General features: G+C 71.6%; 23 protein-coding genes. 16 read left to right on the top strand and 7 right to left on the bottom strand.

Annotated elements, in window-relative coordinates; genetic code table 11:
- Positions 1–864 (bottom strand): sigma-70 family RNA polymerase sigma factor (locus ACWEGE_RS40055; RefSeq protein ID WP_449665708.1); only part of this gene is annotated, 864 nt, incomplete at its 3' end.
- 270 nt (positions 865–1,134) lie between these two features.
- Between ACWEGE_RS40055 and ACWEGE_RS40050 the strand changes: the two genes are divergently transcribed.
- From ACWEGE_RS40050 to ACWEGE_RS40020, 7 genes are all read left to right on the top strand, one after another.
- Positions 1,135–1,989 (top strand): GGDEF domain-containing protein, encoded by an 855-nt coding sequence (locus ACWEGE_RS40050; RefSeq protein ID WP_449665707.1) that lies wholly within the window; start codon positions 1,135–1,137, stop codon positions 1,987–1,989.
- Between the two features lie 71 nt (positions 1,990–2,060).
- On the top strand, positions 2,061–3,404 hold the full coding sequence (locus ACWEGE_RS40045) for a glycosyltransferase 87 family protein (RefSeq protein ID WP_449665706.1): 1,344 nt from the start codon (positions 2,061–2,063) through the stop codon (positions 3,402–3,404).
- The gene (locus tag ACWEGE_RS40040) at positions 3,379–4,587 is read left to right on the top strand and encodes a glycosyltransferase 87 family protein (protein ID WP_449665705.1); all 1,209 of its coding nucleotides are present in this window, start codon (positions 3,379–3,381) and stop codon (positions 4,585–4,587) included. The genes ACWEGE_RS40045 and ACWEGE_RS40040 overlap by 26 nt, the downstream gene beginning before the upstream one ends.
- Positions 4,588–4,600: 13 nt before the next feature.
- The gene (locus tag ACWEGE_RS40035) at positions 4,601–5,785 is read left to right on the top strand and encodes a 5-(carboxyamino)imidazole ribonucleotide synthase (RefSeq protein ID WP_449665704.1); all 1,185 of its coding nucleotides are present in this window, start codon (positions 4,601–4,603) and stop codon (positions 5,783–5,785) included.
- 14 nt (positions 5,786–5,799) lie between these two features.
- Positions 5,800–6,297, top strand: coding sequence for a 5-(carboxyamino)imidazole ribonucleotide mutase (gene purE / locus ACWEGE_RS40030; RefSeq protein ID WP_449665703.1), 498 nt, complete (start codon positions 5,800–5,802; stop codon positions 6,295–6,297).
- Positions 6,298–6,392: 95 nt separating this feature from the next.
- Entirely contained in the window at positions 6,393–7,649 is a 1,257-nt protein-coding gene (locus ACWEGE_RS40025; protein WP_449665702.1) for a hypothetical protein, read from the top strand.
- 158 nt (positions 7,650–7,807) lie between these two features.
- The gene (locus ACWEGE_RS40020; protein WP_449665701.1) at positions 7,808–8,497 is read left to right on the top strand and encodes a hypothetical protein; all 690 of its coding nucleotides are present in this window, start codon (positions 7,808–7,810) and stop codon (positions 8,495–8,497) included.
- Here ACWEGE_RS40020 and ACWEGE_RS40015 read toward each other — a convergent pair.
- Positions 8,494–10,167: a class I adenylate-forming enzyme family protein gene (locus tag ACWEGE_RS40015; RefSeq protein WP_449665700.1), complete on the bottom strand. Its 1,674-nt coding sequence runs from the start codon at positions 10,165–10,167 to the stop codon at positions 8,494–8,496. The genes ACWEGE_RS40020 and ACWEGE_RS40015 overlap by 4 nt on opposite strands.
- 105 nt (positions 10,168–10,272) lie before the next feature.
- On the opposite strand from ACWEGE_RS40015, the gene ACWEGE_RS40010 reads away from it, so the two are divergent.
- The gene (locus tag ACWEGE_RS40010) at positions 10,273–11,430 is read left to right on the top strand and encodes an acyl-CoA dehydrogenase family protein (protein ID WP_449665699.1); all 1,158 of its coding nucleotides are present in this window, start codon (positions 10,273–10,275) and stop codon (positions 11,428–11,430) included.
- A 167-nt stretch (positions 11,431–11,597) separates the two neighbouring features.
- Here the strand turns inward: ACWEGE_RS40010 and ACWEGE_RS40005 are convergent, their stop codons facing one another.
- Both ACWEGE_RS40005 and ACWEGE_RS40000 read right to left on the bottom strand, forming a co-directional pair.
- Positions 11,598–12,791: an IS110 family transposase gene (locus ACWEGE_RS40005; RefSeq protein WP_449665698.1), complete on the bottom strand. Its 1,194-nt coding sequence runs from the start codon at positions 12,789–12,791 to the stop codon at positions 11,598–11,600.
- 329 nt (positions 12,792–13,120) lie between these two features.
- Positions 13,121–13,981, bottom strand: a complete 861-nt coding sequence (locus tag ACWEGE_RS40000) for a helix-turn-helix domain-containing protein (protein ID WP_449665697.1) — start codon at positions 13,979–13,981, stop codon at positions 13,121–13,123.
- Between the two features lie 139 nt (positions 13,982–14,120).
- Between ACWEGE_RS40000 and ACWEGE_RS39995 the strand changes: the two genes are divergently transcribed.
- From ACWEGE_RS39995 to ACWEGE_RS39975, 5 genes are all read left to right on the top strand, one after another.
- On the top strand, positions 14,121–15,050 hold the full coding sequence (locus ACWEGE_RS39995; protein ID WP_449665696.1) for an alpha/beta hydrolase: 930 nt from the start codon (positions 14,121–14,123) through the stop codon (positions 15,048–15,050).
- Between the two features lie 88 nt (positions 15,051–15,138).
- The gene (locus ACWEGE_RS39990) at positions 15,139–16,068 is read left to right on the top strand and encodes an esterase/lipase family protein (protein WP_449665695.1); all 930 of its coding nucleotides are present in this window, start codon (positions 15,139–15,141) and stop codon (positions 16,066–16,068) included.
- Positions 16,069–16,136: 68 nt separating this feature from the next.
- Positions 16,137–16,562 (top strand): hypothetical protein, encoded by a 426-nt coding sequence (locus tag ACWEGE_RS39985; protein WP_449665694.1) that lies wholly within the window; start codon positions 16,137–16,139, stop codon positions 16,560–16,562.
- Between the two features lie 103 nt (positions 16,563–16,665).
- Entirely contained in the window at positions 16,666–17,481 is an 816-nt protein-coding gene (locus ACWEGE_RS39980; protein ID WP_449665693.1) for a DUF1206 domain-containing protein, read from the top strand.
- 112 nt (positions 17,482–17,593) lie between these two features.
- Positions 17,594–18,034 (top strand): DoxX family protein, encoded by a 441-nt coding sequence (locus tag ACWEGE_RS39975; protein WP_449665692.1) that lies wholly within the window; start codon positions 17,594–17,596, stop codon positions 18,032–18,034.
- Between the two features lie 85 nt (positions 18,035–18,119).
- Here ACWEGE_RS39975 and ACWEGE_RS39970 read toward each other — a convergent pair whose 3' ends face one another.
- Positions 18,120–18,824, bottom strand: coding sequence for a TIGR03089 family protein (locus ACWEGE_RS39970; protein WP_449665691.1), 705 nt, complete (start codon positions 18,822–18,824; stop codon positions 18,120–18,122).
- Positions 18,825–18,932: 108 nt separating this feature from the next.
- Here ACWEGE_RS39970 and ACWEGE_RS39965 point away from each other — a divergent pair, with 108 nt between their 5' ends.
- Positions 18,933–19,769: an NmrA family NAD(P)-binding protein gene (locus ACWEGE_RS39965; RefSeq protein WP_449665690.1), complete on the top strand. Its 837-nt coding sequence runs from the start codon at positions 18,933–18,935 to the stop codon at positions 19,767–19,769.
- On the opposite strand, the gene ACWEGE_RS39960 is transcribed toward ACWEGE_RS39965, so the two are convergent.
- Both ACWEGE_RS39960 and ACWEGE_RS39955 read right to left on the bottom strand, forming a co-directional pair.
- Complete coding sequence (locus ACWEGE_RS39960; RefSeq protein ID WP_449665689.1) at positions 19,762–21,033, bottom strand: LCP family glycopolymer transferase; 1,272 nt, start codon at positions 21,031–21,033, stop codon at positions 19,762–19,764. The two genes, ACWEGE_RS39965 and ACWEGE_RS39960, sit on opposite strands and share 8 nt — an antisense overlap.
- Before the next feature lie 37 nt (positions 21,034–21,070).
- On the bottom strand, positions 21,071–22,612 hold the full coding sequence (locus ACWEGE_RS39955) for an LCP family protein (RefSeq protein ID WP_449665688.1): 1,542 nt from the start codon (positions 22,610–22,612) through the stop codon (positions 21,071–21,073).
- A gap of 138 nt (positions 22,613–22,750) precedes the next feature.
- On the opposite strand from ACWEGE_RS39955, the gene rfbB reads away from it, so the two are divergent.
- Together rfbB and rfbD are read left to right on the top strand one after the other, a co-directional pair.
- Complete coding sequence (gene rfbB, locus ACWEGE_RS39950; RefSeq protein ID WP_449665687.1) at positions 22,751–23,740, top strand: dTDP-glucose 4,6-dehydratase; 990 nt, start codon at positions 22,751–22,753, stop codon at positions 23,738–23,740.
- Positions 23,741–23,751: 11 nt separating this feature from the next.
- A complete protein-coding gene (rfbD, locus tag ACWEGE_RS39945) occupies positions 23,752–24,639 on the top strand; it encodes a dTDP-4-dehydrorhamnose reductase (protein WP_449665686.1) in 888 nt (295 codons plus the stop codon).
- Positions 24,640–24,642 lie beyond the last annotated feature (3 nt).

Raw genomic sequence — 24,642 nt, 5'->3', positions numbered from 1 at the left:
GGGGGCGGCCGCCGCCGGTGCCGCGGCGGCCGCGGTGGCCGCGCTCGCCTTCGCGGCACCGATGGTGGCGAGGTAGCCCAGTGCGGCGCCGCCCAGGACGATCGGCGCGATGATCGCGCGCAGCCCGCCGTTGACGTCGGCGAGCTCCGCGGCGAGCGCCCGGCACCGGTCGCACTCGTCGAGGTGGCTCTCGACCTGGGCGCGTTCGCGTTTGGACAGGCCGTCGCGGGTCCACGCGCCGAGCCGATCGGCGCAGGCGCGGCAGCGTTCCTCGGCGTTTTCCTGCAGGTGGACCTGCAGGTAGGCCTGGCGGAGGCCTTCTCGGGCGCGGTAGGCGAGCGCGGAAACGCCGTTCGCGGTCAGGCCCAGCAACGGCGCGACCTCGGCCGGGCTCTGCTGCTCGATCTCGGTGTGCCACAGCACCGCCTGCCAGCGTTCCGGCAGCCGCGCGAACGCCTTGGCGGCCATCGTCCGCTCGAGCCCGGCGACCGCGGTGTCGGAGAACGGCACGGTGAGCGCCTCGGCCGCGGCGCCGCCGACTTCGGTCATGTCCTCGTTGAGGTCGACCCGGCGCTCCTTGCGCGTGCGGTCGTACGCCGTGTGACGCAGGGCCGTCAGCAAGTACGCCCGGAAGGCTGTGTCCGGGCCTTTGCCGCCACGGAGCGTGTCGAGCACCTTGGCGAACGCCTCGGACACGAGATCGTCGGCTTCGGAGCTCGAACGGGCCAGCTGACGAGCCAGATTGCGGGCCGCACCTGCGTGCCGTTCGTAGAGCGTGCCGTACGACGCGATCGTCCCGGAGCGGACCTCCGCGATCAGCTCGGCGTCACTCTTTCCGCTGAGATCGGCGGGAACGGTGGACACGGCACTCCTCGGTCGGCTAGAGCCAGGACCTGCCATTACAGGCCGATCCGGGACGCGAGACAAGTGTGACTGACCCACCTCCGGCGGTCACGTCGTGGTCGGGGTGATGACTCCGACGGCGGAGCAAAATCACCCACCCCTGGGCCGGTCCGGTGAAAAGCTCCACGACAAAAACCGGTCAGTACGCGTCACGGTGCCCATCGGGGTACGTCCACATCCTGAAGCCAAGGACAAGATCGTTGCGAACCGGACGAAAGGGGCGGGTGGCCAGTGGATGTTCCGGCTGCGCGGCCCGGCTCCGGTGACACGCCCGACACCCCGCCAACGCAGGCCGAGCGGGATGCGTCCCTGCGTGCGCTGCGGGCCCGCTGGCGCACGGCCAGCCTCGCCGCGGGCTGGCGGTTCCCCAGCGACTGGGCCCTGCCCGAGGTCGACGCCGTCTGCGCGGCGGTGATGGCGAAGGGCGGTGTCGAAGCCGCCGAAACCGCGCTCGCCGGGCTGGCCAGGGCCCGTGCGGCGGCCGGTGCGGGGCTCGCCGAGACCCTCGCCGACCTGGCCGCGCTGCACGCGGTGCTCGGCCACGGCGACGACGGGTTCGTCTCGCCGGACGTCGACGCCACGCCCGCGCGGCTGCTCCGGACCACCGCGCTGGCCTGGGCGGACGTGGCCACCGACCAGCTCGTGCACACCGAGGTCACCGACCCGCTGACCGGCCTGCCGTCGGCGGCCTACCTCCGCACCCGGCTCGCGGAGGTCTACCGCGCCGCCGAGGCGCGCGAGCGGCCCGCCGCCGAGGACCACGTGCTGCTCGTCGTCTCGCTCGACCTCACCGCCGTCGCCGGGTTCCCGCGGCTGACCGGGATGATCCTGGTCGCGGACGCGCTGCGGGCGGTGTTCGACAGCGGCCAGAGCGTCGCTTCGCTGGGCCCGTCCGTCGTCGCGGCCCTGGTCCCGAAGGACGAGCGGGTCGCTTCGCACGGCGTCGCGCTGCGAAGGGCGCTGCACGAGCGGCTGTCGGTCGACGCGCAGCTCGCGGACGTGGGCAGACCCCGCGTCTCGGCGGTGCGGCTGCCCGCCACCCACGAGCTCGCCTGCGACCTGCTGGCCCACCTCGCACGCGCCTAGAACGCCGGAAAAGCCCGGTTCTGCCCGGACCCTTCGGACCGGGACGTGCCCGGTCATGATTTCCTGGTGCGGTGACCCGGACCGTACCCACCGACGTCGGCGGCGAAGTCGCGGCCAGACCCCAGCACCGCCTGGCCCTGCGCAAGTCACTCGCCCGCCTGTCCGTCCGCCCGCGGTCGATCCTGATCCTCGCGGTGATTCCGCTGGTCGCGATCGGGTACGGCATCTACGGCTGGCAGCACGACTGGGTGCTCGGCGTCGACAGCGCGGTCTACCGGGCCGGCGCGCTGACGCTGCTGAACGGCGACTCGCTCTACGACGCCAACACGCTGCCCAACGAGCCGTGGTGGGCGCTGCTGCCGTTCACCTACCCGCCGACGGCGGCGCTGATCTTCGTCCCGCTCGCGGCGTTCCCGACGCAGATCTCGTGGGGCCTGATCACCGCTGTCTCGCTGGGGGCGATGGCGCTGTCGATCCGGATCGCGATCGGCGCGCTGCCGCGGCCCGCCTCCGACGGGCCGCGCTGGTGGGCCTCGCCTGCCCGCTCGACCATCGTGTTCTTCCTGGTCTTCCTCGCCCTCGAGCCGGTGTGGCGGACGATCTTCCTCGGCCAGATCAACCTGATCCTGATGGCCATGATCCTGCTGGACATGCTGGTCATCGGCGCGCGCGGGAGCCGGTGGGGCGGCGTCCTGGTCGGCGTCGCGGCGGCGATCAAGCTGACGCCGCTGGTGTTCCTCGGGCACCTGTTCATCACCGGCCGCCGGATGGACGCCATCCGCGGGTTCGCGACGTTCGTGCTGCTCCAGGGCCTGATGTTCCTGATCAACTCGCACGACGCGGCCAAGTACTGGACGGTCACGCTGCCCGACACCGGCCGCATCGGGCCGGTGCACTGGGCGGGCAACCAGTCGCTGAACGCGCTGATGAACCGGGCCACCGACCTCGCGCCGTGGGCGTCCAAGGCGGCGATGGGCATCGGCTTCCTGCTCGCGATCCCGGCGCTGTGGCTGCTGATGCGCTTCCACCGCAAGGGCCAGGCGCTCGCCGCGCTGCTCGTCACCGCGTTCTGGACGCTGCTGATTTCGCCGATCTCGTGGACCCACCACTGGGTGTGGGTGATCCCGCTGATCGTGCTGCTGGTCTCGCGGCTGCCGAAGACCACCCCGAAGACGGCGTGGCGGCGCTGGGTCGGGACCGGGCTGGTGGCGTTCGTGTTCGTCAGCTGCGTGCTGCTGATCCTGCCGAACGGCCGCAACGTCGAGCTGCACTGGAAGGTGTGGCAGAACGTGCTGGGGGACGCCTACATCCTGATGCCCGTCGTGCTGGCGCTCGCGCTGATCCTGCGCTGGGGACTGCTGCGGCGAGCGCGGAAGAAGGCGGCCACGGATGTCGACGTCCCCGCCGGCGTCTGAGGCGCGCACCGGCCGCGTTCTCGCCGGGGTTCTCGCGCTGCTCGTCCTGGCTTTCGGGGTCGTCGTCTGGCTGGCCGGGTGGCACCTGGGCGCGGACAGCGCCGTGTACCGCGCGGGGGCGCTGACGCTGCTGCACGGCGACCCGCTCTACACGCGGGACGTGCTGACCGCGCTGCCGGACTGGGTGCGGCTGCCGTTCACCTACACCCCGGCCGCCGCGCCGCTGTTCCTGCCGCTCGCCCTCGTGCCATCGGGCCTGGTCTGGGGCGTGATCGCGGTTTTGTCGGTGGTCGCCCTTATGGTCGTCATCACGGTGGTTTCGTCGTCGCCGGGGAGCACATCCCTTCTGGGAAGAAGGTGGTGGGCGCTGCCGGCGGGAACGGCCATCGCGCTGGCGCTGGAACCGGTGTGGAAGACGCTGTTCCTGGGCCAGATCAACTTGATACTGATGGCGTTCGTGGTGGTGGACGTCCTGGTGCTGTCCCTGCGCGGGTCGCGGTGGGCGGGTGTGCCGATCGGCGTGGCAGCGGCGATCAAGCTCACCCCGCTGATCTTCGTGCCGCACCTGTTCTTCACCGGCCGGTGGAAGGACGGGCTGCGGGCCCTGGGCACGTTCGCGGTGCTCGAAGCGGTGATGTTCGCGGTCATCCCGGTCGACGCGGTGCGGTTCTGGCGGGATTCGGCGACCGACCCGAGCCGGGTCGGGTCGGTGCACTGGATCTTCAACCAGTCGCTCAACGGGCTGGTCAACCGGGCCTCGGCGCTGGCTCCCTGGTCGCTGGCGGTGGCGGTCGGGGTGGCGGCGGTGCTCGCCGTGCCCGCGGTGTGGCTGGTGGTGCGGCTGCACCGGCGTGGCGAGGACGCGGCCGCGCTGCTCGTGACGGCGTTCTACGGGCTGCTGCTGTCGCCGGTGTCGTGGTCGCACCACTGGGTCTGGTGCGTGCCCTTGATCACGCTGCTGCTGGTGAAGGCGCGCTGGTGGGCCGCGGCGGCGGTCGCGGCGCTGTTCCTCTCGCAGATCGTGATGCTCGTGCCCAACGGCGGGGAGGCGGAGTTCCGCTGGGGCCTGGGCTGGTCGGTCGTCGGCAACGTCTACGTGCTCGCGGCGGCGGGCGGCATCCTCGGGCTGGCGGCGCGTGAGCTACGTCTGGTCCGGCGCTCGACCCGCCTGGTGACCGTTTAGGCTGATCGGCGCTATGGACAAAAACACCGGTCTGCCCGTCGTGGGCATGGTGGGCGGCGGCCAGCTGGCCCGGATGACCCACCAGGCGGCGATTTCCCTCGGCCAGTCCCTGCGCGTGCTCGCCGCGGGCGAGAACGAAGCCGCGGGGCTCGTCGCCGGCGACGTCACGCTGGGGCACCACACCGATCTCGACGCGCTGCGGAAGTTCGCGGCCTCGGTCGACGTGCTCACCTTCGACCACGAGCACGTGCCGGGCGAGCACCTGCTGACGCTGGCCATGGAGGGCCACGTCATCCGGCCGGCGGCGAGCGCGCTGGGTTTCGCGCAGAACAAGCTCGTGATGCGCGAGATGATGGCGGGCCTCGGCGTCCCGGGCCCGGCGTTCGCCGAGGTGTCCTCTGTGGACGACGTGGTCGCCTTCGGCGGCGAGCACGGCTGGCCGGTGGTGCTCAAGGCGGCGACCGGCGGGTACGACGGCCGTGGCGTGTGGATGCTCGACACCGCGCAGCACGCGCGTGAGACCGTGCCGGAGCTGCTCGAAGCGGGCACGGCGCTGCTGGTGGAGGCGAAGGTGGCGATGCGGCGGGAGCTGTCCGCGCTCGTCGCCCGCTCGCCCTTCGGCCAGGGCGCGGCGTACCCGGTGGTCGAGACGGTGCAGACCGGCGGCATCAACACCGAGGTCCTGGCCCCGGCGCCGGGGCTGGACGACTCGCGGGTGCACGAGGCGCAGGACCTGGCGCTGCGGATCGCGTCGACGCTGGACGTCACCGGGCTGCTCGCGGTGGAGCTGTTCGAGACCGACACCGGGCTGCTGGTGAACGAGCTGGCGATGCGCCCGCACAACTCCGGGCACTGGACCATGGACGGCTCGCGCACGTCCCAGTTCGAGCAGCACCTGCGGGCGGTGCTCGACTACCCGCTGGGCCGGACGGACCTGATCGCGCCCGCGTGCGTGATGGCGAACGTGCTCGGCGCGCCGGAGCTGCCCGAGATGGGCCCGGACGAGCGGCTGCACCACCTGTTCGCGCGGTACCCGGAGGCGCGGGTGCACCTGTACGGCAAGCAGGAACGGCCGGGCCGCAAGCTCGGGCACGTGAACTTCACCGGCGAGCGCATGGAGGACCTGCGCAACCGCGCGCTGCTGTCGGCGCACTGGCTGTCCCACGCCGTCTGGCTCGACGGCTACGAAATCCACTGACGGGAGAGGTCGGTATGGCGCCGCAGGTGGGCGTGATCATGGGCAGCGACTCGGACTGGCCGACGCTGGAGGCGGCGGGCGCGGCCCTGGACGAGTTCGGCGTCGAGTACGAGGTCGGCGTCTACTCGGCGCACCGGACGCCGCAGCGCATGCTGGACTACGCGACGTCGGCGGCTTCGCGTGGCCTTCGCGTGATCATCGCGGGCGCGGGCGGGGCGGCCCACCTGCCCGGCATGGTGGCGTCGGCGACGGTGCTGCCGGTGATCGGCGTCCCGGTCCCGCTGAAGTACCTGGACGGCCTGGACTCCCTGCTGTCGATCGTCCAGATGCCGGCGGGGGTCCCGGTGGCCACGGTCTCGGTGGGTGGCGCGCGCAACGCGGGCCTCCTGGCGGTCCGCATCCTGGCGGCGTCCGACGAAGGCCTGCGCGCGAAGATGGCGAAGTTCCAGGCGGACCTGGAGAAGCTGGTCCTGGACAAGGACGCGGCGTTGCGCGAGAAGACCGGTCACTGATCGATCCGTTCGTGGCGTCCTCTTCGGATTCGCCTCCGGCGCCCGGGAGAACCGGCTAAGGTCCGGGTCCGGTTGCCGAGGCTTGGGGGCGAGAGATGGCGGATTCCCGGACGGCCGACGGCGTCTCGGTGCCCTGGCTCGCCGGGGTCGTCCTGGCGGGCGTCGGTGCCGGGCTGGCCGTCGTCGCGCTGACGTTCCCCTGGGTGTCGGTCCGGACCGGGCCGCGGGCCTCGGCGTTCACGTTGATGGTGACGAGCATCGAGCGCCAGGGCCCGACGTTCGCGGTGCTCCTGGTCCTCACGGCGGTGGCCGCGGTCATCGCCTTCGCGGCGGCGCGCAGGCGGGCCGGGGTCCGGTGGCTGGTGGTGGCGGTGTGCGCGCCGCTGCCGGCCCTGACGGCGCTGTTCGTCGGGCTGCGGGCCAACGCGGCCGACCTGGGCGCGAGCCTGCCGTCGGCGGGGCTGGACCTGGAGCGCGCGAAGCCGGATCTCCTGGTGACGCCGACCCAGGGCCTGGTGTTCTACACGACGGGCCTGCTGTTCCTCGGCCTGGGCGTGGCGATCGCGGGCGTCCCGGCGGCAACGCGCATCCCGCTGGCGACGCCGGCCGGCCCGGCGCCGGCGCGCCGCACCCCGGTGGTGCGCTTGACGGCGCTGGCTCTCGCGGTCCCGCTCGTGGTGCTGTCCCAGGCGCTGCCGTGGTTCGAGATCGACAACACGGAGGGCACCCTGCCGGCGGTGGTGACCGGCTGGCCCGCGATCTACCGGGCGGGGCTGATCGCCACGCTGGTGCTGCTGGTGGCCACGGCACTGACAACGGGCTGGCGCCGGGAGGCGGCCCGCCTGGCGGCGCTGTACGTGTGCGGCGGCTTGTATGGCGTGCTGCTGATCAACGCGTGGTTGCTGTGGGACCCAACGGGTTTCGCGAACCGCCTCAGCGCCCAGCGCGACGAGCTGGCCCTGGGCCTCGGCTACTTCGCGGCCTTGGCGGCGGTCCCGCTGCTGGCGGTGGTGGGCGGCCCGCGCATGACCGAGAAACCGGAGTCGGCGGCCGAGCAGGACCCGGCCCCGGCGCCCGAGCGAGGCCCGGCGCCGGAGGCGGAAGCGCGGGCGGAGAGCAACCCGCCGGGAGTGGGGTCGGTGGCCGTACTGCAGGCGGAGCCGGAAGCGGGGGCCGATGGCGAGCCGCAGGGCGTGGATTTGTTGGCAGGGCGGGCGCCGAGCGCCGAGCCGGACCCGGCGCCCGAGGCTGGGCCGCCAGCGCCGGATACGCGAGCCGAACCGGTCGAGTCTCAGGCGGATCCCCGCGCAGCGTCCGGCACCGACCCGGCACAGGAAGGCGTCCAGGCGTGAACCGGAAGCGGAAGCCCGTCGTCGCCGGGCGTAGTACCTCCCTCCGGCCCGCCCGGCGACCCAATCGCGGGCTCGCCTGGTGGCGGGGGCTCGGCCGCGCGCCGAAGTGGCTTCTCGCCACCGTTACCCCGCTCGTGCTGGCCGTTGCCGTGCCCGGGGTGGCTCCGTTCGCCATCGACCGGACGCGGGATCTCTTCTCCGATGATGTCCTGTCCGTCCGTGGGGACAGCTATCCCGAACTGGTCGCCGGGCAGTACTGGGCCACCGATGCCGTGCTCGATTCGACTGCGTCGAGCCGGGTGCTGGACGAGGTGCGGCAGCACACCCACGCCCAGCTCGGCACCTCCGGGCAGCAGGTCACCCTGGAAAGCCACCGCGCGGGGCGGATCGACATCGAGACCATCACCGCCGTCGTCGAGGAGCGGCGGAAGCCGCTGGACGGGACCGCCTTCGTCGCCGATCCGCAGGGCAGCGAGGAGGCCGCCCTCGTCGAGTTCCGGCTCGATTCCGGGGCCGGCGTCGAAATCCCCGCGCTCGTCCCGGGAGACTCCGCCGGTGCGCGGCCCTACCTCTCCGACGGCAAGATCCGGTTCGTCGAGCAGGGCAAGCCGGAGCACCTCGTCATCCGTGCGAAGACCGAGCGGTGCTTCTGCCTCTGGCGCGTCCGCATCGAGTACTCCTACCGCGGCGACAAGCACACCGTCGTCGTGCCGCCCGCCGGGCAGCCTGCCTTCGCGACGACCGCGTGGGGACCCCACCGGGTCGAGTACACCATGCGCATCGAAGGTCCTCAGCGGCACGACTGCCTGGCGCAGCCCGCCGCCTGCCGGTTCAAGCCCACGTCCTAGCCCGGCTCACCGGCCAGCTGCTGCCTCAGCTCGCGCTTCAGCACCTTCCCCGCCGCGGACACCGGGATCTGCTCGACCACGTGCACCTCGCGCAACCGCTTGTACGGCAGCACCTTCTCGTTGACTGCGGCCATCAGCCCGTCCGCGTCGAGCGAGCCGCGGGGCACCACGAACGCCACCGGCAGCTCGCCGACGTCGGGGTCGGGGCGGCCCACCACCGCGGCCGCCGCGACGCCCGGCATCGTGACCAGCAGCTCCTCCAGCTCGCGGGGGAAGACGTTGTAACCCTTGTACAGCAGCATGTCCTTCTTGCGGTCCACAATGGACAAGTAGCCGTCCGCGTCGAGGATGCCGATGTCGCCCGTGTGCAGCCAGCCGTCCACCAGCGCCGCCGCCGTCTCGGCGGGGCGGTTGCGGTAGCCGAGCATGATCTGCGGCCCGCGCAGGCAGACCTCGCCCTGCTCGCCCGGCGGCAGCGGGTCCTCGCCGCCCTCGGCCGGGACGATCTTGACCTCCGTGTCGAAGATCGGCACGCCCACCGAGCCGACCTTGCGCGTGCCCGACCGGTACGCCGGCGAGATCACCGCGCCCATCGTCGCCTCGGTGAGGCCGTAACCCTCGGTGATCACCACGTCCGGGAACCGCGTGCGCAACGCGTTGATCATCGCGTGGTTCATCGGCGCCGCACCCGAACCGATCGAGCGGACCGACGACAGGTCGGCGGTGTGGAACGACGGCGTCGCGAGCAGGGCCGCGAACAGGGCCGGCGCGCCGCCGATGCCGGTGATGCGGAGCCGCTCGGCGTCGGCGACGTACGCCGCCGGGTCGAAGCGCGTGTGCAGGACGATCGTCGTCCCGGCGAGCACCGCCGCGTTGAGGCCGCCGATGATGCCCATCGCGTGGAACCACGGGGTCAGGTTGATCGCGACGCCGGTGCCCAGCCGCGCCGGCCACTCGTCCTCGCCGCCGAGCTGGTCGACCGTGACGTCGCCGCGCGCATCGAGCGCCGGGACCGAGCCGGTGCTCCAGCAGGCGTGCTGGAGCGTGTTGACCACGACGTTGCGGTGCGACAGCCGTACGCCTTTGGACCGGCCGGTGGTGCCGCCGGTGTAGGCGAGGTGGGCGAGGTCGGCGTGGATGTCGACGTCGACGGCCGGCGCAGTTTCCGGCTGCGTGGCGTGGAACGCCTCGAACTCGACGGCGCCCTCGGCCAGGTCGGCGACCGGCTGGACGACGACGCTGAACCGGGCCGGGATCCGGCCGGCGACGCTCGCCAGCGTGCCCGCCACCGGGCCGAACGTCACCACGGCCGCCGCCTCGCAGTCGGCGAGCTGGAACGCGAGGTCGTCCGGCGGGAGCAGCGGGTTCGCCGGGCTGAAGGTGGCCCCGGCCAGCAGCGTGCCGTAGTAGGCGACCGGGAACGCCAGGCAGTTCGGCAGGTGCAGCGCCACGACGTCGCCGCGGCCGATGCCGCGCTCGCGCAGCGCGTTGGCGAACCGGCACGCGGCGCGGTGGGTCTCGGCGAAGGTGAGGCTCCGGCCGTCGTGGACGAAGGCCGTCCGGTCGCCCCAGCGCGCGGCACCCGCCGCCAGGATCGAACCGACGGGGACTTCGGGGTAGTCGAGGGTGGCGGGCAGACCGGGCGGCGTCGTCGGCGCGGTGATCGGCATCACTCGACCATACGAATTCTGCGGTCAACGCCACAAGGACGACCCAGGTGAACGAGCGCTAACATCGACAGACCCCTCCCGACGTTGCAGAGAAGGTGACCGGAAGTGACCGACGGCCTGTACCAGCTTGCCGAGGAGCACGAGGAGCTGCGGGCCGCGGTCCGGGCCCTGGCCGAGAAGGAGATCGCGCCGTACGCGGCGGAGGTCGACGAGAACGAGCGCTACCCGATCGAGGCGTACAACGCGCTGGTCAAGTCGGGTTTCAACGCCGTGCACATCGGTGAGGAGTACGACGGGCAGGGCGCCGACGCCGTCGGGGCCTGCATCGTGATCGAAGAGGTCGCCCGGGTCGACGCCTCGGCGTCGCTGATCCCGGCGGTCAACAAGCTGGGCACGCAGCCGATCATCCTGTCGGCTTCCGAGAGCCTGAAGAAGCTGGTCCTGCCGTCGATCGCCTCGGGGGAGGCGTCGGCTTCGTACGCGCTTTCGGAGCGTGAGGCCGGTTCGGACACCGCGTCCATGCGTGCGCGGGCCCGGCTCGACGGTGACCACTGGGTGCTCAACGGCACCAAGTGCTGGATCACCAATGCGGGTGAATCCTCCTGGTACACCGTGATGGCCGTGACCGATCCGGACGCCGAGAAGAAGGCCAACGGGATTTCGGCCTTCGTCGTGCACAAGGACGACCCGGGTTTCTCGGTGGGGCCGAAGGAGAAGAAGCTCGGGATCAAGGGGTCGCCGACCCGGGAGATCTATTTCGAGAACTGCACCATTCCCGAGGACCGGATCATCGGTGAGCCGGGTTCGGGGCTGAAGACCGCGCTGCGCACGCTCGACCACACCCGGCCGACCATCGGTGCGCAGGCGCTGGGTATTGCCCAGGGTGCCCTTGATGCTGCTGTTGCCTACGTGAAGGACCGCAAGCAGTTCGGGAAGTCGATCGCCGAGTTCCAGGGTGTTCAGTTCATGCTGGCCGACATGGGGACCAAGATCGAGGCTGCCCGTCACCTGGTTTACGCCTCGGCTGCTGCTTCCGAGCGGGGGGACAAGCGGGCCGGGTTCATGGCTTCTGCCGCGAAGGCGTACGCGTCCGATATCGCCATGGAGGTGACCACGGATGCCGTTCAGCTCTTCGGTGGGGCTGGGTACACGCGGGACTTCCCGGTTGAGCGGATGATGCGGGATGCCAAGATCACGCAGATCTATGAGGGGACCAACCAGATTCAGAAGGTTGTCATGGCTCGGGCCTTGCTGAAGGGCTGATCCTTTGCCGGGGCTGTGATCCGTTGTGAGGTTTGCAACCCCGAAGCTGTAATTGTGACTACGGCCGGCGGCAGTTTGTCAAGGCGGGAAAGCGTGCCTTGACAAACTGCCGCCGGCCGTGTTTTGGCTTCGGATCGGGGTTGCGGGGGGGTGTCCCTATGTGGTTGTCAAGCCGCGGCGGGCGCGGGTTGGCGGTAGTGGGTGCCGTTGCGGAGCATGGCGTAGAGGACGTCGCAGCGGCGGCGGGCCAGGCAGATCAGCGCGGCGTTGTGCTTCTTGCCCTCGGCTCGCTTGCGGTCGTAGTAGGCCCTGCTGGTCGGGTCGGACAACGAAGCGAAGGCAGCGAGGAAGAACGCGCGTTTGAGCTGGCGGTTGCCGGTCCTCGCGGGGTGCTCGCCCTTGATGCTGGTGCCGGAGTTGCGAGTGACCGGGGCGATCCCAGCGTAGGCGGCCAGATGTCCGGAGGAGGCGAAGTTGGAGGCGTCGCCGACCTCGAGCAGGATGCGGGCGGCGGTCCTGACCCCGATGCCGGGCATCGAGGTCAGGACCCCGGCAAGAGGGTGTGCATCAAGTATCCCCTCAACCTGCTCGGCCACCTGTTTCCGCTGCAGGAGAACCGCTTTCAAGCTGTCAGCCAGGCGCGGAAGGACGGTGTCCGCGGCGGCAGTGCCGGGGACGGTGACCGTCTGCTCGGCCAGCGCTGCCATGATCGCCTCGACCAGCCGCTCACCCATCCGGGGCGCGTGGACTTTGGCGATCGCGGTGAGCTTGCGGCGGCCGGCTTTGGCGATGCCGGCTGGGCCGCCGCAGCGGGAGAGGATTTCTAGTACTGCGGGGTGGGTGACCTTGGGGCCGATGGCGTGTTCGAGGGCGGGGTGGATGCCGGTGAGCAGGCCGCGGATCCGGTTGGTGATGCGGGTGGCTTCGCCGGCCAGGTCGTCGTCGAACCCGACCAGCACCTCCAGCTCGGCCAGCGCCTCGTCACCGACATCGACCGGCCGCAGGGTGTGGGGCAGGGAGCGGGCCGCGTCGGCGATGACGAACGCGTCCCGGGCGTCGGTCTTCGCGCGGCCGGGGTAGAGGTCGGCGATGCGGCGCATGGCCAGGCCGGGCAGGTAGGCGACCTGGTGTCCGGCGGCGCGGGCGACCGCGACCGGCAGCGCCCCGATCGTGGCGGGCTGGTCGACCACGACCAGCAGAGTTCCGTGCTCTGCGAGCGTGTCGAACAGGGCTTTCAGCTTGGGTTCGGTGTTGGGCAGCGGGCCGTCATGCAGTCGCTTGCCGTCGGGGTCGAGACCGACCGCGTGGTGGGTGTCCTTGCCCACGTCCAGGCCGAGGAACACGCTGAAGCTGCTGCTCATCCACCACGCCGTTCGGTCGTCGGTTGTGGTCACCAGTCGGGCATCGAGCGCCGGCACCCACGTTACGACGAGACCTACCCAAAGGTGGCCGTGTCCCTATCAGCGGTCGGTCGACGCCACCAGACCCGGTGACACCACCCCCCGGATCATGGGTTCGACTGGGGGCGCAAGTCATACCGTGCCTGGCGACCACAACTCCCTGGTCGGGAGCCACCAAAAGGTAACGGGGGGCTGGGTTCCCGGGGTGGTTGGGTTGAGCTTTGAGTCTGCGTTTTTTGGGTGGCTTCGGCTCGCCTTTTGGCGTTGGGTCGCCTTTTCTTGGGGCGTGATTATCGCTTCTGGGGGTAATCCTCCGCTTTCCATGCCGTGAGGATCAGCAGGGCGTCGTGGTCGGGGGTGCCGGGGTCCGCTGTCAGGACCATCAGGCGCTGGCCTGAACCGTCCGGGCTGGTCCAGGTGTCGCAGTCCAGCGTCAGCCTGCCCACCAGTGGGTGGTTGTAGTTCTTCGTTCCGTAGCTCGCGTTGTTCACGTGGTGCTCGGCCCACCACCTGCGGAAGTCCTTGTCCTGGAGCGACAGGTCCCCGACCAGGCGGGAGAGGTCCGGGTCGCCCGTGTCGGCCGCCGCTTCCATGCGCAGGGCCGCCACCGCTTCGCGGGCGTCGTGGCTCCAGTTCTCGTGGAGCTCTCGGACCTGCGGGTTCGTGAACAGCAGGCGCAGGTAGTTGCGCCGGTTCGCGGGGATGGCTTCGAAGTCCGTGAACAGGGCCGCTGCCGCCGGGTTCCAGGCCAGGACGTCCAGGCGCTTGCCCAAGACCAGCGCCGGGGTGGCGGTGAGCTGGGCCAGCAGCCTGCGCATCGCCGGACGGACGCGCTGCGGGGCACTGCGCCTGCGGGGGAGGGCGTCGGCTCGGCCTGCCAGCTCGTACACGTACCGCTGCTGGTCTTCGTCCAAGCGCAACGCCCTGGCCAGGGTGATCAGGACCGGCGCCGACGCCCGGACGCGGCCCTGCTCCAAGCGCGTGTAGTAGTCCACGCTGATCGACGCCAGCAAGGCCACCTCCTCGCGGCGCAGGCCGGCCACCCTGCGGGGCGCGTCCGGCTCGGGGAGCCCGCACTCCTTCGGGCTCAGCTGGGCTCGGCGGGCCTTGAGGTACGCCCCCAGCGCGCGGGGATCGGCATCCGGCGTCATGCCTCCAGTGTCCCCGCGCGCGGCCACTCGAAGGGGGGCAGGTTCTTTCCCAGGCAGAAACCTGTCTCTCCCGCCCGCCCGGGATCCGGCGGACTGTGGTGGAGCAAACCGAAGCGCCCACCTTCCGAGGAGCCCCCAAATGGCCAGGACCACCGTCCGTTTCGACAGCGCCGGCATTCCGCTCGCCGCCCACCTCCACACCCCGGACCCGGCGGGCGCCGGGCCGTGGCCCGCGCTGGTCGTCGGGCATCCCGGGACCGGGGTCAAGGAACAGACCGCCGGGACCTACGCCCGGCTGATGGCCGAACGCGGCTTCGTCACCCTCGCCTTCGACGCCGCCCACCAGGGGGAGTCCGGGGGACTGCCCCGCGGGCTGGAAGACCCCGCCCAGCGCGTCGAGGACTTCAAAGCCGCCGTCTCGTTCCTCGCCACCCGGGCGGAGGTCGACGCCCGGCGGATCGGGCTGCTCGGGATCTGTGCCTCCGGCGGCTACTCGCTCGCCGCCGCCGGGGGTGATCCGCGGGTGCGGGCCGTGGCCACCGTCAGCGGGGTCGACGTCGCCCGGCAGTTCCGGTACGGCGCCGACGGTACCCAGGACCCGGCCGTCTTCCAGGGGCTGCTCGAGCTCGCCGTCCAGGCGCGGACCGCCGCCGCGCGCGGGGAGGACCCCGGGGTCATGACCATGTTCCCCGAGACCGCCGCGCAGGCCGAGGCGCTCGGCGGAGCCCACGGTGTCGAAGGCTTCGAGTACTACTGCACCCCGCGGGGCGAGCACGAGCGGTCCGCGAAGTTCCTCGCCTGGCCGAGCGTCGACAAGCTGGCCTCGTTCGACGCCTTCCACGCCGTCCCGCTCATCGCTCCGCGGCCGCTGCTCCAGATCGTCGGCACCCGCGCCGTCACGTCCTGGATGGCCGTCGACGTCCACCAGCGCGCCACCGGCCCCAAGGAGCTCCACTGGATCGAGGGCGCGAGCCACGTCGACCTCTACGACAAGAAGGAGTACATCGACCCCGCCGTCGAGAAGCTCGCCGGCTACTTCCGGGACGCTCTCGGCGCGGGAGGAAATTGACCCACCAGGGGGAGGTCCGAACAAGTTACTCGCGCGTTAAGCCATCGGTGACGCGGATCACCAATCGGTTCACAGAGAGGTGAAGCGGATGGGCGCAACGACGCGCAGGTGGCTCACGGCGGCCGCGGCCACGGTGGCGGCACTCGTGCTGGGAGCGGGGGCCGCTCAGGCCGCGGAAACGGAACCGACCGGGCCCGTGCAGCCCACCATCCTCACCGCGGCGCTCTACTCACTCGGTGCGCCGACCATCGCGCCGCCGGGGGCGAACGACTGGAACTGCAAGCCCGGCGCGCGGCACCCCAACCCCGTTCTCCTCTCCAACGGGACCACCGCCAACGCCTACGAGAACTGGGCCAACCTCTCGAAGAAGCTCGCCGACGCCGGGTACTGCGTCTTCGCCGGGAACTTCGGCGGTGCTCCCGGGGCCTTCCTGCAGACCGTCGGGCCCGTCGCCGACACCGCGAAAGCGCTTGCCGCCTTCGGGGACCGGATCCTCGCCGCCACCGGGGCGGCGAAGCTCGACGTCGTCGGGCACTCGCAGGGCGGGATGAACATCCGGTACTGGATCAAGTACCTCGGCGGCGCGGACAAGATCAGCAGGCTCGTCGGGCTGTCGCCGTCCAACCACGGCACCGACCTGTTCGGCCTGCTGAGCACCCTGGAGAGGATCCCCGGTGTCCCGGCCGCGCTTGGGACCGTCTGCCAGGCCTGCAACGAGCAGGCCGTCGGCTCGGACTTCCTCACCGACCTCAACGCCGGCGGGGAAACCGTGCCCGGGATCCAGTACACCGTCGTCCAGACCCGCTACGACGACGTCGTGACGCCGTACCGCAGCGCCTTCCTCGCCCCGGCGCCGAACGTGAAGAACATCCTGCTGCAAAACGTCTGCGGGCTCGACTTCACCGATCACCTGGGCATCACCTACGACCCCGTCGCCCAGGGACTCGTGCTCAACGCGCTCGACCCCGCGCACGCCACGACGCCGCCCTGCGTCTTCGTGCCGCCCGTCATCAGCTGAGTTTCGCCACATGAGACATAACCCACCGGCGGGGCGGATTTCCGCTCCGCCGGTGTCACTCTCGAAGCATGTACTGGCCGGTTCCGGCGTCCTGGACGCCCCACGACGAAGCCGAGCTGGTCGCCGGCTGGCGGCTGTGGCTCGAGCTGTCCGATCGCGCCTGGCCCACCGCCGCCTGGGACGGAACCCCGGCCGGTGCCGTCCGCCAGCTGCGTGACCTGCTCGCCGCGTGCGACGAGATCGAGACGGCCTACCGCGCGGCCGCCGCCGAGCCGTCGCCCGGGTTCCTGAGCCTGACGCAGGGGCTCGCCGTCACGGCCGGATCGGCCATCTCGCTGTGGTTCGACGACTTCGACCAGCTCGACGGCGAGCGCGCGGCCCTGCTGCACGAGGACCTCACCCGGTTCGCCGAGCAGGCCGAGCAGGTGCTGACGCTGCTCGCGGTCAACGGCGGCTGGGCGGGCCTCGACGAGGTGCGGCGCCGCCCCGCCTAGGACCGCGCCGGAGCGGTGTACGCACGCGACCGTCCCGGGTACAGCAAGTGATTAGGCCGGTTGGCCGAGCGGATCAAGGCCGGGCATGGGTACTCCAGCAGGCATGAACCGGACAGAGGCCACCGCCGAACGAGGCGAGAAGAGCAACACCGCGCAAGTGCTCGGCCGGGTCGGCATGGTGTGCTACGGCGTCGTGCACCTGGTCATCGCCTACCTCGCCCTGCAGGTCGCGTTCGGCGACAGCGAGCAGGCCGACCAGAAGGGTGCCCTGCAGCAGATCGGCTCCACGGCCTTCGGCCAGGTGCTGCTCTGGATCGTCGCCGTGGGCCTGATCCTGTTCGGGCTCTGGCAGTTCCTGATGGCCGCCACCGGGTACGAGTGGGTCAGCGGCGGCAAGCGGACGCGCAAGCGGATCGGCGCGGCCGCGCGCGGCGTCGTGGTGATCCTGCTCGGCATCACCGCCATCCGCATCGCCGCCGGCAGCGGGGGCGGCGGTTCCAGTAACCAGAAGCAGCAGGAGTTCACCGCCGAGCTGCTCAAGCTGCCGGCCGGGCCGGCGCTGGTCGTGCTCGCCGCCGCGGGCGTGCTCGGCGTCGCCATCGCGGCGGCCGTCAAGGGCGCGAAGAAGAAGTTCCTCGAGGACCTCAACACGACGGAGCTGCCGGGCAAGACCAAGCGCTGGATCGGCTGGATCGGCACCACGGGCTACCTCGCCAAGGGCGTGGTCCTGGCCATCGTCGCGATCCTGCTGGCCATCGCCGGGTTCACGGCCGATCCGAACAAGGCAGGCGGCCTGGACGCCGCGCTCAAGACGCTCTCCGCCCAGCCCTTCGGCACCGTGCTGCTGGTCGTCGTGGCCCTCGGCCTCGCCGCGTTCGGCGTGTACTGCTTCGGTGCGGCCCGGGCGCACAAGCGCTGACGGCGCCTGTCGGTTTCCTGTCGATCACGCTCCGGAGCTTCGGGTGAGGGTGCCCGGTGCCCTACTTTGGGTCGGGTCAGTTGAACTTTCACCTACCCGGGAGCTGAAACCGATGTTCGGACGATTCAAGGACGTGGCCCTGTTGCTGGGGAGGATCGGCGTCGCGGTCGTCTTCCTCGCGCACGGGCTCCAGAAGTGGGACAACGGCATCGCCGGCACGGCGAAGTTCTTCGAGATGTCGGGCATCCCGCTGCCCACCGCCGCCGCGGTCTTCGCGATCGCCGTCGAGGTGCTCGGCTCGATCGCCTTCATCGTGGGCTTCCTGCTGCCGCTCGTCGGCATCGGCTACGTCGTCATCTCGGTCGGCGCGCTGCTGTCGGTGCACATCGACAACGGCCTGACCGGCCAGGGCGGCTACGAACTGGTCCTGGTGCTGGCGCTCGCCGGGCTCGCCCTCGGCTTCAACGGCGGCCGGCTCTCGCTCGACCACCTGTTGTGGGGCCGCAAGCGCGCCCGCCGCGATGCCGGCGTCGGCGAGCTGCAGAACGCCTGAGTTCCCCACTCTGCCGCGGCCCTCGTGAGGGGTAAGGCGGGTTCTAACCCGCTTTCCCACTCACGACCGGCCGCGGCAGAGTGCGTCAGGCGGGGAGGTCGGTGGTGGTGCGTTCCGCTTCGCGGCGGGCGGCGAGCTTGGCCGGGTCCGCGTTGCTGACGTGGACGAGGTGCGCGCCCGCCACCAGGGGGACGAGGAAGCCGTCGAGGATGCCGTCCGGGCCGGTCCAGTCCCTGGTGGACAGCACGCGGTCGGCCGCGGTGAGACCGAGCTTCGCCGCGCGGGCCCTGGCTTCGGCCAGTACCTCGTCCACAGTGGAGCCGAAGAGGGCGGCCGTGTCGCCGGGAACGGGGAAGAGCGGCTGGTACTGGTCGCCCGCCAGGCGTGCTTCGGTCAGGTAGTCGAACGCCCCGCCGCCCGGCGGTTCGGCGAGGCCGCGGCCCATCGGGTCCAGCGTCACGACGGCGGTGGCCGCCGCGCCGGTCGGCTCCGGGTCGTCCGGCCCGACGAACGCCAGCCGCGCGCCCGCGCCCTCGGTGACCACGCGCGCCCCGCACCACCACACCCCGAGCAGCACGCCGGCGGTCTGCCAGTGGGCAGGCAGCTGCACCGCCACGGCGTCGCCCGGCTCGACGTCGAACTCCTCGGTCAGCCAGTTGGCCGTCTTCGCCGCCCAGTTGGCGGTGGTCGCCACGGACAGCTCGACGCGGCTGCCCAGCTGGTCGTCGTAGTGGGTGATCAACGGTTGGGCGGCCGGCAGCGGGCGCAGCAGCTCGTCGGTCAGGCTCATGTGGACAAGGCTAAAGCGCGGACCGCGGGCCGCGCCGGTTGACACCGGATCGCCGTCCTCAGTACGTTTGCTTTGAAAGCAAACTTATCTGCGAAGCGGGGGGAAGCCGTGACCATTCTCGTCACCGGGGCCACCGGACACGTCGGCCGCGCGGTGGTCGACGCACTCGTCGCCGCAGGTCAGGACGTCCGCGCCGCAAGCCGTGACGCCGCGAAGCTCGACGTGCCGGACGGGGTCGCCAAGGTGCGCGCGGACCTGGAGGACGCCTCGACCCTGGAGCCCGCGCTCGAGGGCGTGTCCGCGGTGTTCCTCTACGTGCGCCCGCAGGGCATCGAGGGCTTCGTGAAGGCCGCCGAGGCGGCCGGGGTGCGGCACGTCGTGCTGCTGTCGTCCGGCGCGACGCTCGAACCGCCGTCGGCGCAGAGCCGCATCGCGCGCCTGCACCGGGTGGTGGAGGAGGCGCTGATCGCGGCGCCGTTCGCGGAGACGCTGCTGAACCCGGGCTCGTTCGCGACGAACGCGCTGGGCTGGCGCGCGGACATCGCGGAGGGCGTGGTCCGCACGCCGTACCCGGACTCGCACATCGGCGCGATCCACGAACGGGACATCGGCGACGTCGCGGCGAAGGTCCTGGCGGACGGCTCGCACGCGGGGGAGGCGCTGCAGCTGAGCGGCCCGGAGCCGATCACCTTCCGGGAGCAGGTGGCGGTGCTGGCGGACGTACTGGGCCGGCCGCTGCGGGTCGAGGAGCTGACGCCGGAGCAGGCCACCGAGCGGATGGTCGCGCTGGGCTGGCCGCCCGAGGTCCCACCGGAGGTCCTGCGCGCGATGGAGCGGACGACGCGGGAGCCGTCGGTGGTCACCGACGTGGTCCGCGAGGTGACCGGCCACGCGCCGCGGACGTTCCGGCAGTGGGCGGAGGAGCACCGCGCCGACTTCAGTTGACGCAGGGCACTCCGGGCGAGGCTCGGAGCAGCGGTGCCGCGACGGGGGCGGCGCCGCTGCCCGAGCCGCCGCCCGCCGCCGCCTGCGGGGCCGGCCGCCCGGCCAGGCCCGCCACGAACTCGCGGACCGCGTTCAGGTCGACCTGCACGATGCTCTGCCCGTCCTGGCTGCGGCCGTTCGCCGTCACCACCGGGATCGTCGCGAACGTCAGGTCACCCGACGCGATGCCCTTCGCCTGCTGCGCGAACTGCAGCAGGTCGAGGCCCGGGTCCAGGGTCAACGACCGGTGCACCGCGTCCATCAGGTCGTTCAGCATGCCCGGGCTGGTCAGCGTGCCCGCCGAAAGCAGCTGTTGCAGCGCCGAGGACAGGAACGCCTGCTGCCGCACGATCCGGTCCAGGTCGCCGCGCGGCAGGTTCTTGCGCTGCCGGACGAAAGACAGCGCTTCACCACCCGAGACCGTCTGCTCGCCGCGGCGGAAGTTCGCGCCCGAATCCTTGTCCTCGGTCGCGTGGTTCAGGCACACCTTGACGCCGCCGAGCGCCTCGGTCAGCAGGTAGAAGCCCAGCAGGTTGATCTCCGCGTAGTGGTCGATCCGCACCTGCGTCAGGTCCTGCACCGCCTGCACCAGCACCCGGCGGCCCTCGGTGTCGGAGTCGCGTTCGATCTTCGCCTGGTCACGCTCGCCCTGCTTGCGCGCCTGCTCCGCGTACCGCGCCTTCGCGGCGCCGTACGCCGAGTTGATCTTCGCCTCGCCGCGGCCCGGGATGGCCGTCCACGTGTCACGCGGGATCGACACCGCCGACGGCTTGCCGCCGTTCTTGGGGACCCGCAGCACGATCATCGTGTCCGTGTTCACCGCGCCGTCGTTGGCCTCGGTGCGCAGCTGCCGCAGCACCCGGAGCGGCAGCGCGTTGCCCTGGGCGTCCGTGCGCGCGTCGCTGCCGACGAGCAGGATGTCCTCCGCGCCGTCGTCCGCGGGCGGCGGCGCGGGCTCGCCGGCCCGCGGGGTGAGCACGTCGGTCGTCGGGGCCGCGCTCTGCAGCTTGTCCTTGGTGACGTAGACGTACCCGCTGCCGCCGAGCGCGAGCAGCGACACCAGGCCGACGGCCACCCGGCGCGTCACCCGCCCCGCCCTACGGATCCGCGCCGGCGGCGGCGCCGGCGCGGGCGCCTCTCGCGGGAACGGCGACGGCTTCCACTCGCCGTCACCTTCAGTCACCGAATCGGCGGTCGTCTCCGGTTCTTCCTGGTCGTCGGCCACGCTGGTTTTCCTCCCCCGAACACCCTGCGTACCGAGTCTAGTTGACGCAGGGAACGTCGCCCGCGGTGATCGGCGGCGCGGCGGGAGTGGACACAACGGACGTGGTGGCCGGCGGCTTGGCGGCGGTCGACGTCGGGGCACCGCCGGGGCCGGCGGCCGAGTTCCGGAAGTCCTTGCCCAGCAGCACGCGCACGTGCCCGGCCGGGACGTCCCGGTCCGGCTCGGCCGGCAGCCCGGTGCCCAGCACCTGCTTGACCAGGCCGACCGCGGTGTCGTCGGCCGGGTTGTACCGGACGACGGTGGTGTTGCGGGCGCTCAGCCGCTGGTCGGCGGCGAGCGTGAAGCCCCGGCCCTGCAGCGTCGCGTGCGTCTGGCCGGCCAGCGACGGCGAGCCCGAGCCGTCGAACAGCTCGACCGTGACGGCCGTCGCACCGGGCAGCTGCGCGGGCGTCGAAGCCGGCGCCGGATCGTTGCCGTCCGAAGTCAGCCGCGCCACCTCCGCCGCGACCTGGGCCTGGTCGACGCGCAGCACGTCGGCGCCGCCGATGTTCGCGTTGCCCAGGGTGGGGATGGTGTGGAACTCGATGTTGCCGCCGGTCAGGCCGCGCATCTGGGCGGCGAACTCCGTGAGGTCCCAGCCCTGCGAGAGCACGACGGACTTCTTCACCGCCGCCACCAGGTCGGCGATCTTCCCGGGGCTGGTCAGCACGTCGGTGGAGAGCACCTTGCGGGCCAGGCCGGAGAGGAACGCCTGCTGGCGGGCGATCCGGTCGAGGTCGTAGTTGGGCAGGCCGTAGCGCTGGCGGACGAACGCGAGCGCCTGCACGCCTTCGATCGTCTGGCGCCCGCCCGGCAGGTCGACGCCGGACTTCTGCTCCTTGACCGGGCCCTTGAGACAGACCTCGACGCCGCCGATCGACTTGGTGATCTCGTAGAAGCTCGCCAGGTTGACCTCGGCGTAGCGGTCGATCATGCCCGGCTTGCCGATGAACTTCTCGAGCGTGGCGATGAGGTTCTTGCGCCCGGCGACCTTCGCCTGCGCGTCGGCTTCCTTGAGGTCGGTCATGCCCTGGCGCTGCAACGTCCGGTAGGTGTCGGTGTACGCGTAGACGAACGCGCTGTTGAGCTTGTGCTTGCCGAAACCGCCGGCCAGCTCCACCCACGAGTCGCGGGGGAACGAGACGGCGATCGCCTGCTTCCCGTTCTGGGGGATGTGCACGAGGATCATCGTGTCGGTGTTCAGCTCGCCGTCGGAGACGCCGGCGTGCAGCATGTCCAGCACTTCGCGGGGCAGCGGGTTGCCCTGGGCGTCGGTGCGGCTGTCCTGGCCGACCAGGAGGATGTCGACCGCGCCGTCGAGCGGCTTCGCGTGCGCCTCGGTGTCGGCGAAGACGTTCGTGGTGGTCAGGCCGGTGTTCGGGTCGCCGATGTAGTGCCAGCCGTACCAGGTCAGGGCCAGCACGGCCACCGACAGCAGGGAGACCACGGCCTTGCCGCCGCGGCGGGCGAAGAGGGCGACACCGTGGCCGGTCGGTGGCCTCCGGTTCGCCGGGATGGCCGGCGCAGCCTGATCGGTCACGCGCTTCCTCCCCTGCGACCCCGTGCTTCCCCCAGGACACCAGTGTGTCTCCACCGAAGACTCTACTGAGGGTGTTGTGGGACCTCCGTAGGCTGGGGGCGGATTGCCCCGTCCGGGGTGCGAGGGAAAGGCGGGAAGATGCGGGTCCTGGTCACCGGTGGTGCCGGCTTCATCGGGTCGCACTACGTCCGGCAGGTGCTGACCGGCGCCTACCCGACGTTGCGCGACGCCGAGGTGGTCGTGCTGGACAAACTCACCTACGCGGGCAACGAGGCCAACCTGGCCCCGGTCGCCGCCGACCCGCGGCTGCGCTTCGTCCGCGGCGACATCTGCGACACGGCGTTGGTCGCCGAGGCGATGACCGGCGTGGACCTCGTCGTGCACTTCGCCGCGGAGTCCCATGTGGACCGCTCGATCCTCGGCGCCGCCGACTTCGTGCTGACGAACGTGCTCGGCACGCAGAACCTGCTGCAGGCGGCCCTGGAAGCCGGCGTCGGCAAGTTCGTGCACGTGTCCACCGACGAGGTGTACGGCTCGATCGAGCACGGCTCGTGGACCGAAGACCACCTGCTGGAGCCGAACTCGCCGTACTCGGCGTCGAAGGCGTCGTCCGACCTGGTGGCCCGGTCGTTCTTCCGCACCCACGGGCTGCCGGTGTGCATCACCCGGTGTTCCAACAACTACGGTCCGTACCAGTTCCCGGAAAAGGTCATCCCGCTGTTCGTCACCACCCTGCTCGACGGGGGCAAGGTGCCGCTCTACGGCGACGGGCTCAACGTCCGTGACTGGCTGCACGTGGACGACCACTGCCACGGCATCCAGCTGGTCGCCGACGGCGGGCGGCCGGGCGAGATCTACAACATCGGCGGCGGCACCGAGCTGACGAACCGGGCGCTGACGGAGAAGCTGCTGGCGGCGGTCGGCGCGGGCTGGGACAGCGTCGAGCCGGTCGAGGACCGCAAGGGCCACGACCGCCGGTATTCGGTGGACATCACCAAGATCGGGAGTGAGCTGGGGTACGCTCCGCGAGTGTCCTTCGAGGACGGTCTGGCCGAGACGGTGGCCTGGTACCGGGACAACCGTGCGTGGTGGGAACCGCTGGCCGGGCGGGCCGCGCTGAAGAAGTAGGGGAAGTTTCCGTGCCGCTGACGGTGCTCGTGCCCGGGGGTTCCGGGCAGCTCGGCCGTGATCTCGCCGCGCTGGCGTCCCCTTCGGTGGACGTCGTGGCCCCGGGTTCCGCCGAACTGGACGTGACGGTGACGGGCCAGGTGCTGGCCGCGGTGGGAGCGCTGGCCGAGCGGGCCCGCGAGACGGGCTCGTCGCCGGTGGTCGTCAACGCGGCGGCGTACACGTCGGTCGACCAGGCCGAGACCGACGAGGAGCGCGCGTTCGCGGTGAACGCCGACGGGCCGCGGGTGCTGGCGGCGGCCTGCGCGTCCCGGCGGGTCCCGCTGATCCACGTGTCGACGGACTACGTGTTCCCGGGCGACGCTTCCCGGCCGTACGAGCCTTCGGACGAGCTGGGCCCCCGGTCGGCGTACGGCCGCACGAAGGCGGCGGGCGAGGACGCGGTGCTCGGGTCCGGGGCGTCGTCGTGGGTGGTGCGGACGTCCTGGCTGTACGGCAAGTCGGGGTCGAACTTCGTGAAGACCATGGCGGCGCTGGAGGCTTCCCGCCCGGAGCTGTCCGTGGTGGACGATCAGGTCGGCGGTCCCACGTGGACGGCCGACCTGGCGGCGGGGCTGCTCGAACTGGCCTCCCGGGTGGCGGCCGGTGACGGGCCGGAGCAGCGGATCCTGCACTGCACGAACGCGGGCGCGGTGAGCTGGTGCGGCTTCGCGCGCGCGGTGTTCCGGCACCTGGGCGCGGACCCGGCCCGGGTCAAGCCGTGCACGACGGCGGAGTTCCCGCGCCCGGCGGCGCGTCCGGCGTACTCGGTGCTGTCCCCGGCTTCGTGGCGCGAGGCGTGGCTGACCCCGATGCGGTCGTGGGAAGAGGCGCTGGACGCCTACTTCTCGGCTGAGTGAGCG

It is taken from the genome of Amycolatopsis sp. NPDC004747, from assembly GCF_053601335.1.
The sequence above is the reverse complement of the archived record's forward strand: the minus strand, read 5'-3'. Positions and strand labels throughout refer to the sequence as shown.